Annotated in this window: 9 protein-coding genes; 7 read left to right on the plus strand and 2 right to left on the minus strand. The window is 71.6% G+C overall.

The genetic code is table 11. From position 1 onward, the window contains the following. Positions 1-138: 138 nt before the first annotated feature. On the minus strand, positions 139-2,370 hold the full coding sequence (locus tag ACFCZ1_RS34175) for a molybdopterin-dependent oxidoreductase (RefSeq protein ID WP_376682173.1): 2,232 nt from the start codon (positions 2,368-2,370) through the stop codon (positions 139-141). A gap of 293 nt (positions 2,371-2,663) precedes the next feature. Between ACFCZ1_RS34175 and ACFCZ1_RS34180 the strand changes: the two genes are divergently transcribed. The 5 genes from ACFCZ1_RS34180 (at position 2,664) to ACFCZ1_RS34200 (ending at position 11,361) form a co-directional block, all read left to right on the plus strand. Continuing rightward, positions 2,664-3,911, plus strand: coding sequence for an acyl-CoA dehydrogenase family protein (locus ACFCZ1_RS34180; RefSeq protein WP_376682174.1), 1,248 nt, complete (start codon positions 2,664-2,666; stop codon positions 3,909-3,911). A 161-nt stretch (positions 3,912-4,072) separates the two neighbouring features. Then, complete coding sequence (locus ACFCZ1_RS34185; RefSeq protein ID WP_376682175.1) at positions 4,073-5,521, plus strand: FAD-dependent oxidoreductase; 1,449 nt, start codon at positions 4,073-4,075, stop codon at positions 5,519-5,521. A gap of 38 nt (positions 5,522-5,559) precedes the next feature. Then, the gene (locus ACFCZ1_RS34190) at positions 5,560-8,223 is read left to right on the plus strand and encodes an AMP-binding protein (protein WP_376682176.1); all 2,664 of its coding nucleotides are present in this window, start codon (positions 5,560-5,562) and stop codon (positions 8,221-8,223) included. 82 nt (positions 8,224-8,305) lie between these two features. Then, positions 8,306-9,925, plus strand: coding sequence for a tyrosine 2,3-aminomutase (gene cmdF, locus ACFCZ1_RS34195; RefSeq protein WP_376682181.1), 1,620 nt, complete (start codon positions 8,306-8,308; stop codon positions 9,923-9,925). Between the two features lie 98 nt (positions 9,926-10,023). Further along, positions 10,024-11,361 (plus strand): condensation domain-containing protein, encoded by a 1,338-nt coding sequence (locus ACFCZ1_RS34200; protein ID WP_376682177.1) that lies wholly within the window; start codon positions 10,024-10,026, stop codon positions 11,359-11,361. A gap of 93 nt (positions 11,362-11,454) precedes the next feature. Here ACFCZ1_RS34200 and ACFCZ1_RS34205 read toward each other — a convergent pair whose 3' ends face one another. Next, on the minus strand, positions 11,455-13,041 hold the full coding sequence (locus ACFCZ1_RS34205) for a 4-hydroxyphenylacetate 3-hydroxylase family protein (RefSeq protein WP_376682178.1): 1,587 nt from the start codon (positions 13,039-13,041) through the stop codon (positions 11,455-11,457). 270 nt (positions 13,042-13,311) lie between these two features. Between ACFCZ1_RS34205 and ACFCZ1_RS34210 the strand changes: the two genes are divergently transcribed. Then, the gene (locus tag ACFCZ1_RS34210; RefSeq protein WP_376682182.1) at positions 13,312-14,496 is read left to right on the plus strand and encodes an acyl-CoA dehydrogenase family protein; all 1,185 of its coding nucleotides are present in this window, start codon (positions 13,312-13,314) and stop codon (positions 14,494-14,496) included. Positions 14,497-14,521: 25 nt separating this feature from the next. Continuing rightward, complete coding sequence (locus ACFCZ1_RS34215; protein ID WP_376682179.1) at positions 14,522-14,950, plus strand: SgcJ/EcaC family oxidoreductase; 429 nt, start codon at positions 14,522-14,524, stop codon at positions 14,948-14,950. Positions 14,951-15,002: the final 52 nt, after the last annotated feature.

The following is a 15,002-nucleotide window of genomic DNA, read 5'->3' on the forward strand; positions in this document are numbered from 1 at the left end:
GTCGCCGCGTGGTCGGACCGCGCCGGTGCGTCCCGTACGGGCCGCGGCCCCAGCCGTGCGGTGCACCGCACCCGGGGGCCCCTCCCCGCGGTGGCCGGGGGGAACGCCGCGACCCGGCAAACCCTTCCGGCCACAGCGCTAGGCGGCGAACACCGGCAGCAGGACGGGCTCGTGCCGGGGCGGCTCCTCGCCGTCGGGCGCGGGCGCCGGGGCCACGGTGACGGGGGCGCCGTTGAAGACGGCGTTGCCCGACAGGGCGTCGATCGTCGAGTCGTCGGTCAGGGCGTTGGCGTTGACGCCGGGGTGGGCGGCGGCGGTGCGCTGCGCGGACCCGGCGTGTCCCCAGCCGTGGGGAAGGCTGACCACGCCCGGCATGATCGCCTCGTTGGGCTCGATCGGGACGACGAGGTCGCCGGTGGCCGAGGTGACGCGGGCGTGGGTGTCCAGGCCGAGCCGGGCCACGTCCTCGGGGTGGATGTGCAGGGTGCAGCGGTTGCTGCCGCCGACCAGCGACGGGACGTTGTGCAGCCAGCTGTTGTTGGAGCGCAGCTGGCGGCGGCCGATGAGGAGCATCTGCGGGGTGGGCGTGGCCAGCCGCGCGCCGAGGCGTTCGATCTCCGGGTCGAGCTCGACGGGGGCGAGGCGTACCGCACCGGACTCGGTGTCGATCACTTCGGCCAGCCGGGGCTCCAGCGCGCCGAGGTCCAGGCCGTTGGGGTGGCGGCGCAGCTCCTCCAGGGAGAGCCCGTAGGGTCCCAGGCGCAGCATCGCGTCGAGCATCAGCTCGGGGCCGCTGTCGCCGGTCAGGAGCGCACGGGCCTCGGTGGCCTCCATGCCGTGGAAGGGCGAGCCGGGTATCTGGGTGCCGATGCCGAGCAGCTGGCCGATGACCGCCTCGTCCAGCTGGGCGGGGTCCGCGTGGGCGCCGGCGCCTGCGGCGATGAGGCTGAGGCGGGCCATGATCTCGGCCTCGGAGAGCTGTCCGGGTTCCAGGGGCAGCACGGGCGGCGAGAAGCGGGTGTAGTTGCGGACCGTGACGGTCAGGAGCAGCAGGTCGTAGTGCGGCATCTGCATCATGCGCGGGGGCGGCAGGATGACGTCGGCGTACTTGGTGGTCTCGTTCAGGTAGGGGTCGACGCAGACCATGAACTCCAGGTCGCCGAGGGCGCGGGCGAGCCGGGGGCCGTTGGGTGCGGACAGGGCGAGGTTTCCGGCGATGGAGACCAGCGCCCGCACCTGTCCCTCCCCCGGGGTCTCGATCTCGTCGGCGAGGGTGGCGACGGGGAGTTCGCCCATCGCCTCGGGGTGGTTCTTCACGCGGCTGTGCCAGCGGCCCGAGGTGAAGGGGCGGGGGCCCCAGGGCATTTCGAGGGTGGCGGGTTTGGGGAACATGACGCCGCCGGGCCGGTCGAGGTTGCCGGTGAGGGTGTTGATGACGTCGACGAGCCACTGGGTGAGGGTGCCGAAGTCGGCGGTGCTGGTTCCCATGCGGGTGTAGACGGCCGCGGCGGGAGCGGCCGCCAGTTCGCGGGCGAGGCGGACGATGTCGCCCGCGGGCACCCCGCAGACGGGTGCGACGGCCTCGGGGGTGAACGGACCCGCGTGGGAGCGCAGTTCGTCCAGGCCTTCGGTCTCGACGCGCAGGGTGACGAGGTTCTCGGCGAGCAGGGTGTGCACGATGGCGAACAGCAGCAGGGAGTCGGTGCCCGGGCGCACGAAGTGGTGCTCGTCGGCGAGGTCCGCGGTGCGGGTACGGCGCGGGTCGACCACGACGATCTTGCCGCCCCGGGCGCGCAGGGCCTTGAGCCGGCCGGGGAAGTCGGGGGCGGCGCAGAGCGAGCCGTGGGACTCCGCCGGGTTCGCTCCGAGGATGAGCAGGTACTCGGTGCGGTCCAGGTCCGGCACGGAGATGGCGGTGCCGCTGCCGAACATCAGGCCGACGGCCACGTGCTTGGGCAGCTGGTCGATGGTGCCGGCGCTGTAGAGGTTGGTGGTGCCCAGGGACTGCGACAGCGGTCCGCGGTAGAAGATGCCGCCCATGGTGTGGAAGGTGGGATTGCCGAAGTAGGCGGCGACGGACTGGCGGCCGTGGCGGTCGATGACGCCCATGAGGCCCTGCTCGACCGCTTCGAAGGCCTCGTCCCAGCTCGCCTCGCGCCACTGGTCGCCGGTACGGATCATCGGCACGCGCAGGCGGTCCGGGTCCTCGTCGATACGGCCCAGGCTGGCGCCCTTGGGGCAGACGTAGCCCTTGGACAGCGGGTCGTCGGCGTCCCCTCGGACGCTGAGCACCTTCCCGTCGTCGTCGAGTTCGATCCGCAAGCCGCAGACGGCGTCACAGATGGGGCAGGTGCGGTGCGCGGTTCTCAACGGAACTCCAGGATCGTCGGTTGGCAGGATCCGTACGGCCGGCGGACCGGACCGGGCGGTCCGACGATCCCATCCGGCGCCGCGGACCGGCATCTTCCCGCGTGCTGTTCCGGCTTCCCGCCGTCCCGGCCCGGCGACGGCCCTGCCGGGTGCCGCAAACCAGGAGATGCGCCCGCTCCGGGGCGGTGCGACTCTGCCACCGTCGGCCGTGGGCCACTTGTCGCGCGCCGGCGCCGCGGGGTGGTGTGGCCCCGTGCAGCGGCATCATCCGAGGCAAAGGAATCCGCGCAGCAATGACAGTCACCGCGAGTGCTCCCGAACGGACCGCCGTCCTCCCGCCCGAGCCCGGCCTGACCCCGGACGAGGTCGTGGCCAGGGCCGAGTCCCTGGCCCGGGGTCTGATCGGCCGCCAGGCCGAGACGGAGCAGCGCGGCTTCTACGCCGAGGACACCCACGAGGCCTTCCGGCGGGCCGGCTTCTACCGGATCCTGGTGCCGCGGCGCTACGGCGGTTACGAGTTCGGCGTCGACACCTTCATGCGCGTGGTGGTCGCCCTGACCCGCGGCTGCCCCTCGACGGGCTGGATGTTCTGCCTGGGCGCGGCGCACTCCCACGCGGTGGCGACGCTGTTCGACGAGCGGGCCCAGGCGGAGGTCTTCGCCGGCGGCGACTTCATCGCCCCGGCGACGGTCGCGCCGAGCGGCACCGCGGAACGCGACGGTGAGGGACAGTGGGTGCTCAACGGCACCTGGAGGTACTGCTCCGGCTCGCCGTACGCCACGCACTTCATCGGCCACACGCTGGTGGACGGCGGGGACGGGGAGCCGCGGCCGATGCTGTTCGTGGCCCCGCGCAGCGAGTTCACCCGGCTCGACGACTGGAAGGGGACGCTGGGCCTGCGCGGCAGCGGTTCGCACAGCATCCGCATCGAGAACGGCCGTGTCCCCGCCCACCTGACGCTGGACACCCACATGAGCCAGGTGGACGTCAGCGGCGGTACACCGGGCCGCGCCCTGCACGGCAATCCGACGTACGGCGGCGGGCCTCTGAGCTTCATGATCCTCGAGGACGCGGCGCTCGCCGTGGGCATGGCCAAGAACGCCCTCGACGCGTACGAGGAGCTGATGCGCGAACGCCACACCATGTTCCCGCCCATCGTGCCGCGCACCGAGGACCCCGACTTCCAGTACTGGTACGGCCAGGCCGCCGGGCTCGTCCACTCCGCCGAGGCGGGCCTGCTGGGCGCGGTCCGGCAGTGGGACGAGGCCGCCGCCCTCGGGGCCGAGCACGTCACCCCGGAACTCGAACTGCGCATCGCCACCATCTGCCGGGAGGCGGTACGGATGAGCTGGCGCGCCGTCGAGGCCCACCTGTTCCCCACCGCCGGTTCCAGCGCCGTGCGCCAGGGCCAGCGCATGGAACGGGTCTGGCGCGACATGTCCATGCAGCAGAGCCATGCGGGCATCGCCCTGTTCCTCTTCACGGCGGCCGCGCGCGAGCTCTCGCGTGCGCATTTCGCCACCGGCCCCGCCGACCGCTGACCGCTGCGGCCCGGTAGAGCACAACCGCTCCACCGGGCAGCACGCCAGGAGATGCGCCGCGGCTCGGCTGGGCGCGACGATCGGCAGCATCTAATCCGATCATCCGAATTCCATCCATTCCCTGATTCTCATCCCATAAAGGGAAGTTCGAGGAGGTCCCCGTGTCGGGCGACAAGACCGGTACTCGCGCGGTGGTACTCGGCGGAAGCATCGCCGGCCTGTTCGCGGCCAGAGTGCTCGCCGATGCCTATGACGAAGTACTCATCGTTGACCGTGACGTGCTGACCGGGGTGGACGGCCCGCGCAAGAACTGCCCCCAGAGCCGGCACATCAACGGGCTGCTGGCCCGCGGCCAGCTGGCCATGGAGGAGATGTTCCCGGGCATCACCGAGGAGCTCTTCGCCGACGGCGTCCCGACCGGCGACCTGGCCGGGCACGTGCGCTGGTACTTCAACGGCAAGCGGCTCAAGCCCGAGGTCGCCGGGCTGACCTGTGTGGCCGCGAGCCGCCCGATGCTGGAGAAGCACATCCGCCAGCGCACCGCGGCCCTGTCGAACGTGGCCTTCTTCGAGGAGCACGACATCCTCGGTCTCGTCACGACTGCCGACCGCACCAAGGTCACCGGTGTCCGCGTCCAGAGCCTGGCGGCGGGGAGCACCGAGGAGACCATCGGGGCCGACCTCGTGGTCGACGCGACGGGCCGCGGTTCACGCACCCCGGTGTGGCTGGAGGAGCTCGGCTACCCGCGCGTCGTCGAGGAGCGCAAGAAGATCGGCCTCGGCTACGTCACCCAGCACTACAAGCTGCTCGAGGATCCCTACCACGGCGACCTGTCGATCAACCCGGTCGCCTCCCCGGAGCTTCCCCGCGGCGCCATCTTCACCAAGACCGACGGCGACCGCGTCGAGCTGACCACCTACGGTCTCCTGGGCGACCACCCGCCCATCGACCAGGAGGGCCTGTACGCCTGGGTGAAGTCCCTCGCGGTGCCGGACATCTACGACGCCCTCCAGCACGCCGAGCCGCTGGACGAGCCGGTCGCGTTCCGCTTCCCGACCACCCTGCGCCGCCGCTACGAGGACATGCCGCGCTTCCCGGAGGGCCTGCTGGTCACCGGTGACGCCGTCACCACCTTCAACCCGGTCTACGCCCAGGGCATGACGGCCGCCGCGCTCGGCGCGCTGACCATCCGCGACCACCTGCACACCGGCGCGGCCCCGATCCCCGCCGACTTCTTCCGCGACCTGGCCCGCGACGTCATCGACCCGCCGTGGGAGATGACCAACACCGTCGACCTCACCTTCCCCGGGGTGCAGGGCGAGCGCACGCCGCAGGTCAAGGCCGCGCAGACGTTCCTCAAGCTGGTCCAGACGGCGGCGACCCGCGACGGCAAGATCACCGCCGCCTACATGCGCGGCGCCGGTCTCGTCGACAAGCCCGACGCGATGATGCGCCCCGCGTTCATCGCCCGGGTGCTGTGGAACGTCGCCCGCGACGCGGTCGAGAAGTTCACGGGCCCCGCCGCCGGCGCCGCCCGGACCCCCCAGGCGGCACCTGCCGCACAGCCCGCGGCCCCGTCCCGGTCGGCCGACGAACTCGTCAGTCACTGAGCCGACCGGCCACATCACACGAAGGGAAGGGATGGGGCGTGACCGAGACGGCCCACGTTGTCCGGGCGTATGCCGTGACCGGCGGCCTCGACACACAGGCGCTGCGCGCCGCCTGGCGGGGCGCCACCGCCGGGCAGGACATGCCGGACGCCACCACCAGGACGGGCGGTGACGCCCACTGGTTCACGGACCTCGGCACGGTGGCGGACGCCGGTCCGTGGGAGGCGGCCGAACGGCTGTGGGGCGACCCGCTCGCGCTCTCCTTCCCCGCGGACCGCGGCCCGGCCGCCCGCCTGACCGTCGGGCGGTTCGCGGACGACTCCCACCTGGTTCTGATCGCGGTCAACCGGGCGTTCGCGGCCGGCCGCTCACTGGCCGGCCTGGCGGACGACCTCTCCACCGCCTACGCGTCCGAGACCGCCGGCCGGACCGGTGACTTCGGCAGCGCGGACTTCGACTGGGGCCCGGAGTTCGCCTCCTCGCTCGGCGAGGTGAGTGCCCGGGAGGGCGTCACTCCCTACGACATCCTCCTGACCGCCTACCACTGGCTGCTCGGCCGGCACCGCGCCGAGGGCGCCGTGACGGTCGCCGTCACGGGGGGCGGGCGCATCCGCGGCGACTTCTCGGGGCGTCCCGCCTTCCGCGAACTGCTGCTGCGGACGGCCGCACTGCGGCGGTCCGCCGCCGCCGACCAGCGCCTCCCGCTCCAGCGGACCACCGGGGCCGCCGCCGACGAGGTCCCGTACGACGCGGTCTTCGCCTCCGCCGACCCGTTCGGGCCGGTGCTCCGGCTGGCGGGCGCGCACGTGCGCAGGCTCCGCTCGGACGAGGGCTGGTTCCGCGGTGACTCGCCGGAGGCCGACATCGCCCTGACGGTGCACCAGACCACTCCTTCCGTCACCGGTCACCTGACGTACCGCACCACTCCGTACGACCCCGAAGCCGCGGCCGGCTTCCTCGGCCAGCTGCGCACCGTGCTGGAGGCGGCCCTGGCCGATCCCGCGGCGCCGGCTCACGCGCTCGCGCTGGAGAGCCCCGAGGAGATCCTGCGCTCGGTCGTCGACGCCGACGCGGCGGCGGCCGGAGTGTGGAGCAGCCCCGCGGTCCACGACCGCTTCCGTGCGGTGGCCGAGCGGGCCCCCGGCGCGACGGCGCTGTCCGAGGCCACCGGCGAGGTCACGTACGGCGAACTCCTCGCGCGGGCCGCACGCGTCACGGGCGCCCTGCGCGACCTCGGCGCGGGCGAGGGCTCGGCGGTGGCGCTGATGCTTCCCCCCGGATCCCCGCAGGCCGCGGCCCTGCTCGGCGTGTTCGGGGCGGGCGCCCACGCCGTCTGCCTGGGCACCGGCGACACCGGGGAGCGCGGCAGGGCCGTCTTCGACAGCCTGCGGCCGCACTGTCTGATCCTGGCCGGCGACCGCGGCGACCGCCGCCTCGTCGACTGGTACCGGAGCGAACTGGACGGGCACGTCCTGGACCTGGACGTCCTCACGGACGTCCTCACCTACCCGGCAACCCCCGACCGGGCGGTCCCCGGCGCGGACGGCACCACGGTGGCCTCCGCGCCGGGGCGACCGGACGAGGTTGCCTCGTCCCACCGGTGGGCGTACGTGACCTACACCTCCGGTACGACCGGCACCGCGAAGGGCATACCGCAGACCCACCGCACCTTCGCCCAGTTCATCGACTGGTTCACCGGGGAGTTCGGCATCGGACCGGGCTCGCGCGTGGCCCAGTGGGCCGCTCCCGGCTACGACGCCGGCCTGGTGGAGGTGTTCGCCGCTCTGGCGGTCGGGGCCACCCTGTGCCCCGTGCCCGAGCGGATCCGGGCTCATCCCGAGAAGCTCGTGGCCTGGCTCGACGCGCAGGGCATCACCCACTTGCAGACGGTTCCGAGCTTCGCGCGGGAGCTGATCGGCGCCGTCGGCGCCGCCCCGGGACGCCTCGGCTCCCTCGGGCACCTGCTCCTGGCCGGCGAGGCACTGTCCGGGGAACTCGCGGAGGCGGTGCGGACCGCGCTGCCCGCCGCCCGGCTGGTGAACCTCTACGGCTCCACCGAGACGATCCTGGCCACCTGGGCCGAGGTCGCCGCACCGGTGCGCGGCGCCGTACCGATCGGCCGGTCCATCCCCGGCCGTCAGGTGCTGGTCCTGGACGAGAACGACCGGCCCTGCCCCGCGGGTGTCACGGGCGACATCGTCGTGCTGGGCCCGCAGGTGACACCCGGTTACATCGGCGAGGGCCCCGGCTGCGAGGCCTTCCGGCCCCTGGCCGACGACAGCCTCGACGCGCTCGTGGGCAGCGGCATCCACCGCACGGGCGATCTGGGCCGCCGGCGCTGGGACGGCTCGCTGGAGTACTCCGGTCGCGGCGACTCCCGCATCAAGATCTCCGGTACCCGGCTGGAGCTCATCGGTATCGAGGCGGCACTGGCCGCCCACGCGTCGGTGTCCTCCTGCGCCGTGGTCGCGCGCACCGGCCCCGACGGACTCGTGACGCGGCTGGAGGCGTACGTGGTGCCCCGTCGCACACCGGACGGCGATCCGGTGGCCACCCCGGCCGACTGGCGGGCCGCCCTGGTGCGGTGGTTCGGCAAGACCCTGCCGGCGTTGTCGTTCGTGACGCTGGAGCGCCTGCCCCGCAACACCGGCGGCAAGGTCGACCGGCGCGCTCTGGCCGGGGCCGCTCCGGCCGCCCGCTGAGCGCCGGCACCGAGCACGGCCGTCAGGGCCTCTTTCCACTGAACTTGCGTATTCCATACCACTTGGGGTGAATGTCGTGACACTGCTTGAGACGGACTTCTCGGTCGACGCGGACGGATCGAGCGTCAGCTTCGACGGCGAGACTCTGAACATCGCTGCGGTCCGCCGCGTGGCCGAGGAGCAGACGCCGGCCGTCGTGAGCCCGGAGACCCTGGCCAAGGCGGCCAGGAGCCGTGTCCAGTTCGAGAAGATCGTCGAGGAAGGTGCCCCCGTCTACGGCGTCACCACCGGATACGGCGAGATGATCTACATGCAGGTCGACAAGTCGAAGGAGATCGAGCTCCAGACCAACCTGGTCCGCAGCCACAGCTCCGGCGTCGGCCCGCTGTTCGCCGAGGACGAGGCCCGCGCGATCATGGCGGCCCGTCTCAACGCCCTCTCCAAGGGCTACTCCGCCGTGCGCCCCGAGCTGCTGGAGCGCCTGGCCCTCTACCTCAACGAGAACATCACGCCGGCCATCCCGGAGATCGGCTCGCTCGGTGCCAGCGGCGACCTGGCTCCGCTCTCGCACATCGCGGGCACGCTCATCGGCGAGGGCTACGTCCTGCGGGACGGCAAGCGCGTCCCGACCGCCGAGGTGCTGCGCGAGAAGGGCATCGAGCCGCTCCAGCTCCGCTTCAAGGAGGGCCTCGCGCTGATCAACGGCACGTCCGCCATGACGGGTCTGGGCTCCCTGGTCGTGGCCCGCGCCCTGGACCAGGTGCGTCAGGCCGAGATCGGCACCGCGCTCGTCCTGGAGGCGCTCCAGGGCTCGACCAGCCCGTTCCAGGCCGAGGGCCACGACATCGCCCGTCCGCACCAGGGCCAGATCGACACCGCGGCCAACATGCGCGCGCTGCTCAGCGGCAGCGGCCTGATGGTCGAGCACGCGGAGCTGCGCCGCCAGGCGCAGGAGCAGCGCACCGGCGACGGTGTCTCGCGTACCGAGGTCTACCTGCAGAAGGCCTACACGCTGCGGGCCATCCCGCAGGTCGTCGGAGCGGTCCGGGACACCCTGTACCACGCCGTGGAAAAGCTCGAGACCGAGCTGAACTCCTCCAACGACAACCCGCTGTTCTTCGACGGCAAGGAAATCTTCCACGGCGCGAACTTCCACGGCCAGCCGATCGCCTTCGCCATGGACTTCGTCATGCTGGCCCTCACCCAGCTGGGCGTGTTCTCGGAGCGCCGTACCAACCGCCTGCTCAACCGTCACCTCAGCGACGGCCTGCCGGAGTTCCTGGTCGCCAGCGACCCGGGCCTCAACAGCGGCTTCGCCGGCGCACAGTACCCCGCCACCGCCCTGGTCGCGGAGAACCGGACCATCGGCCCCGCGAGCACCCAGAGCGTCCCGTCCAACGGCGACAACCAGGACGTCGTGAGCATGGGCCTGATCGCCACCCGCAACGCCCGCCGGGTGCTGTCGAACAACACCCGCATCCTCGCGGTCGAGTTCCTCGCCGCGGCCCAGGCCGTCGACCTGTCGGGCCGCTACGAGCGGCTCAGCCCGACCGGCAAGGCGACGTACGACCAGATCCGCTCGCTGGTCCCCACCCTGGACAAGGACCGCTACATGTCCGACGACATCGAGCTGGTCGCCGCCGCCCTCTCCCGCGGCGAGTTCCTCGCCGCCGCCGCCTCCACCGGCACCGAGCTGCGCTGAAGCCCGGCACCCGGTTCGCGCCTCAGCCCCGGCCGGGCCGTCCGCAACGCGGCCCGGCCGGGGCCCGCCGCTTCCTCCACGACACTTGGGACGACCCGATGAGCATTCCCCTGTCCTTCAACCAAGAGTTCCTGTGCATGTTCGACCAGGGCGACGAGAAGGGCCCCTTCGGCCCGCTCTACAACATCGTCGGCGGCTGGCGGCTGGCCGGGAAGACCGACCTCGACGCACTCCAGGGCGCGCTCGACGACGTCGTCGAGCGCCACGAGGCGCTGCGTACGACGATCGTGCGGACCCCCGGCGGCCAGCGCCAGGAGATCCTGCCGGCCTCGCCCGTCTCCCTGACCGTGCGCGAGATCCCCGAACCGGACGTGGCGGCACGCGACCGCCGCGCCGAGGAGCTCCTCATCGAGCTGGAGGGCGGCCACTACGGCGTCGGGGACCTGCCGCTGCTGCGCGCGGTCCTGGGCCGGTTCGACGAGGACGACGCGGTCCTCGTCCTGATCGCCCACCACACGGCGGCCGACGAGGTGTCCATCCAGCTGATCATCCGGGATCTCGGCGCGTACTACGCCGAGCGGCGCGGCTACCCGGCCGCCGCCCTCCCGGAGGTCACCCAGTTCCAGGACTTCGCCCGGTGGGAGCGCGAGCGCTTCGCTCCGGACGCGGACGTGAAGGCGCGCGGCTACTGGCGCGAGCAGCTGGCGGGGGCGAAGATCACCGGTGTCCCGACGGACCACCTGAAGTCGGCGGGCGTGGAGAAGACCACCTCCGTCCACCGCTTCCAGATCGACGCGGAGCTGACCTCGGCGGCCCTGGCGGTCGCGAAGGAGACCCGCAGCTCGGCCTTCATGGTCCTGCTCGCCGCCTACAAGGTGTTCCTCAACGAGAGGCTCGGCGCGACCGACGTCGTCGTCCCGACGATGGCCTCGGGCCGCGGGCCGGCCAGGTTCCAGGACACGGTCGGGGCGTTCTTCAACTTCGTCCCGCTGCGGACCTCCGTCAGCGGCGCGGCCACCTTCCGGGAGGTCGTGCAGCGGACCCGCGCGACCTGCCTGAAGGCGTACGGCAACGCCCTGCCGTTCGGCCAGGTCGTCGCCGAGGCCCCGGAGCTCGCCGCCTCCTTCGGCGCGGACGACCTCGGTGTCATCGCCTTCCAGGTCTTCCAGTTCCCCGCGCTGGAGGGCGAGGAGGCGGGCGACCTGCGGATCTCCGAGATCCGCCGCCGCCTGCTGTCGCAGCCCGTGAGCACGGACATCCCCGACGGCGTGATGTTCCAGCTGGACATCGACCCGCTGTCCGGTCAGATGCTCGGCCACGTGGGCTACAACACGAACCTCTACCACGAGAGCACCATGGCCGATTTCGCCGCCGGTTACCGCCAGGTGCTGAAGCGGACGGTCGTCACGCCCGACGCGCCGCTGTCCCTGGTCTGATCCGTCCCGCACCGCCACCGCGCCCGCGGCCCCGCAGAGGGGGCGCGGGCGCGGTGCGTCAGGCGTCGTGCAGGGGGCCGCGGGCGCGGTATGTCAGGCGTCGCGCAGGGAGCCGCGGGCCGAGGCGCGCAGGTCGTCGAAGGAGGAGAGGTCGGGCACGGTCCAGCCGTCCAGGTCGTACTCGGACAGGCACGCCTCCGCGAAGGCCTTGTACCCGTCGACCTGGCCGGACGTCATCTGGGAGAAGAGCAGCTCCACACGGGTGTTCTCGTGGTTGCCGGCGTAGTTGCGCTCGTACAGCTCGTGGCGCCCGCCGAACTCGGTGCCCACCGCGTCCCACAGGAGCTTCATCACCTTGACGCGGTCGACCGCTTCCACGCCGTCCGAGCCGCGCAGGTACTTGTCGAGGTAGGGCCGCACGTCCGGGTTCTTGAAGTCCTCGGCGCTGGAGTTGACGTAGACCAGGCCGCTCGCGACGTCCTGCTGGATGATCTCCTTGATCCGCGGGTAGCCGATCTGCATGAACCAGCGGTACGCCATGCCGTACTGCGGATTGGGCAGGAGCGCCCCGTTCTTCCACTCGACCGGGTTGCGCGCGGCGGCGTCGGAGAGCCCCTGGAAGAGGTTGCGCCAGGCGAGCACCTCACCGATGCGGGTCTGGACCCCGCGGAAGTCCTTGGTCCCGGTGATCTCCAGCGCCTTGACCAGCAGACCGGCGATGAACTCCAGCTTCACGGCCAGCCGGGTGCACCCGTGGAAGGTGAAGCGCTCCACGAATCCCGAGCGGGAGGGGAACATCTGGACCTTGCCCAGGTGACCGTAGACGAAGACGTTCTCCCAGGGGATGAGGACCTTGTCCAGGACCAGGATGGTGTCGTTCTCGTCGAGCCGGGAGGAAAGGGGGTAGTCGAAGGGGCTGCCCATGACGGCGGCGGTGGCGGTGTAGGAGGGGCGGCAGATGAGTTTCATGCCCGGCGCGTCCATCGGGATGGTGGCGATCAGGGCGAACTCGCGCTTCTTGACCGGCAGGCCGAAGTGGGCGATGAAGTTGTAGTGCGACAGCGCGGAGCCCGTGGCCACCACCTTGGCCCCGCTGACCACCAGGCCGGCGTCGGTCTCCTTCTCCACGTGGATGAACACGTCCTCCACCTGGTCGGGCGGCAGGTTGCGGTCGACCGGCGGGTGGACGATGGCGTGGTTCCAGAAGAGCACCTTCTCCTGCGACTCCCGGTACCAGCGCTGTGCGTTGTCCGAGTACGGGGCGTAGTAGTCCCCGTTGGCGCCGAGCGTGCCGAGGAACGACGCCTTGTAGTCGGGGCTGCGCCCCATCCACCCGTAGCTCATGCGCGCCCACTCCGCGATGGCCTTCTGGTCGGCCACCAGGTCGTCGACGCTGCGGGGGGTGGTGAAGAAGCTGTGCGTGTACCCGTCGCTGCCGGTGTCCGTGGGCCTGGTCAGGACACCGCGGTTCGCCGGATCGTGCAGAGCGTCGTACAGACGTGCCGTCATACGGATCGGATTGCGGAATGCGGGATGCTGGGTGACGTCCTTTACGCGATCGCCGTAGATGTATATTTCCCGACCGTCCCGCAGGCTTTCGATGTATTCATCACCCGTCAACGGGCGGGTTTTCCGCCGTTCCACGGCGGGGCCGGCAGGGATATCCTGACGCTCGGTCATCAGTTTTCTTCCCTCTTCCTCTTGCACGAGGCGTGTTCCAAGACTTGGTGGCCTCATGGTCGCAGCCGGGGAGGGGCCGGGCCTTCTCCTAGGATGCGGCGTCGCGCACGGCCCGGACACGGGAAAGCTCCGGCCAGGGCGACCGCCGCCGATCCCGCAATCCTGAAGATGCGTCCGATCGTCGCAGACTGCCAGGGTCGTCCGTAAATATCACGGACGGCCAATTTCCGGCCTCCGGGGATAGGACATCTTTTCCAGGAGGATATGGTGCTGACGACGACCGATGTTCCTACGCGGGAACAGCTTGTTCGTCGAGCGTCCGAACTGGTCCCGGTTCTGAGAGAGAACTCGGATTGGTCGGAGGATAACCGGCGTATTCACGACGATTCGATCGAGGCCCTGGCCGACGCCGGAATCTTCCGCATGCGGGCGCCGGCCCGTTTCGGCGGTTACGAGAGCGATGCCCGGACCCTGGTCGAGGTCGCCGCCGAGCTGGGCCGCGCCGACGGCTCCTCGGGCTGGATCGCCTCGGTGTACTCGATCCCCACCTGGATGGCCGGCCTGTTCCCGGACCACGTCCAGGACGAGGTCTTCTCCACGCCCGACGTCCGGGTCTGCGGCACGCTGAGCCCCAGCGCGATGGCCGCTCCCGTCGACGGCGGCATCGTGGTCAACGGCAAGTGGGGCTTCATCAGCGGCGCCCTCCACGCCCAGTGGCAGGTCATCGTCGCCGTCCAGATCGCGCCGGACAGCGAGCCCATGCCGGTCATGGCGCTGGTCCCGCTCTCGGAACTCCAGATCATCGACGACTGGCACACCTCCGGTCTCAAGGGCACCGGCAGCGTGAGCACCCTCGCGGAGAACGTCTTCGTCCCCGCGGAGCGCGTGCTGCCGCTGGGCGTGATCGTGCAGGGCCAGGGCGGCGCCTCCCAGGCGAACTCCGACGCCCCGATGTACCGCGCTCCGCTGCTCCCGGTCGCCTCCGCCTCCTCCGTGGGCGCGGTGCTCGGCATGGCCCGCGCGGCCAAGGATGCTTTCCTGGCCCGGCTGCCCGAGCGCAAGATCACGTACACGTCCTACGCCTCCCAGGCCGAGGCCCCGCTGACGCACCTCCAGGTCGCCGAGGCCACGCTCAAGATCGACCAGGCCGAGTTCCACGCCTTCCGGCTGGCCGACCTCGTCGATGCGAAGAACGCGACGGGCGAGCAGTGGACGCTGGAGGAGCGGGTCCGTGCCCGCGCCGACATGGGCGCCGTCTGCCGCCTGGCCAAGGAGGCCGTGGACATCTTCGCCACGGCCAGCGGCGGCTCCTCGATCTACAGCAACGTCCCGATGCAGCGCATCTCCCGCGACATCCAGGCCGTCAACCTGCACGCGCTGATGCACCCGGACACCAACGCCGAGCTCTACGGCCGGGTCCTGTGCGGCCTCGAGCCCAACTCCCTCTACATCTGACCCGACTGGAACTGGGGTACCACTGATGACCGCATCACCCGCCGCGACGGCGATCTCCGTGTCCGACGCCGACAAGGCCGCCGTCGCGGCTCTGCCCGGCCGCATCGTCGCGGCCTGGGCCCAGCACGACGCGGCGGCCTTCGCCCAGGTGTTCACGGAGCAGGGCACGATGATCCTGCCCGGCTCCTACCGCGACGGCCGCGCGGAGATCGAGGCCTTCATGTCCGCGGCCTTCCAGGGTCCCTTCAAGGGCACCCAGGTCACCGGCACGCCGCTGGCCCTGAAGTTCATCCGCTCCGACGTGGCCGTCGTGGTCACCCAGGGCGGCGTCCTCGCCCCCGGCGAGACCGAGGTCGCCCCCGAGCGCGCGGTGCGCGCCACGTGGGTGGCCGCCAAGGAGGACGGCGAGTGGCGCCTCGCCGCCTACCAGAACAGCCCGCGCGACAGCGCCTGATCCGCCTGCACGATCGCGGACGAAGAGCGGCGCCCCCCGGCCTCCGGGGGGC

It is taken from the genome of Streptomyces sp. NPDC056224, assembly GCF_042267665.1.
Lineage (GTDB): Bacteria > Actinomycetota > Actinomycetes > Streptomycetales > Streptomycetaceae > Streptomyces.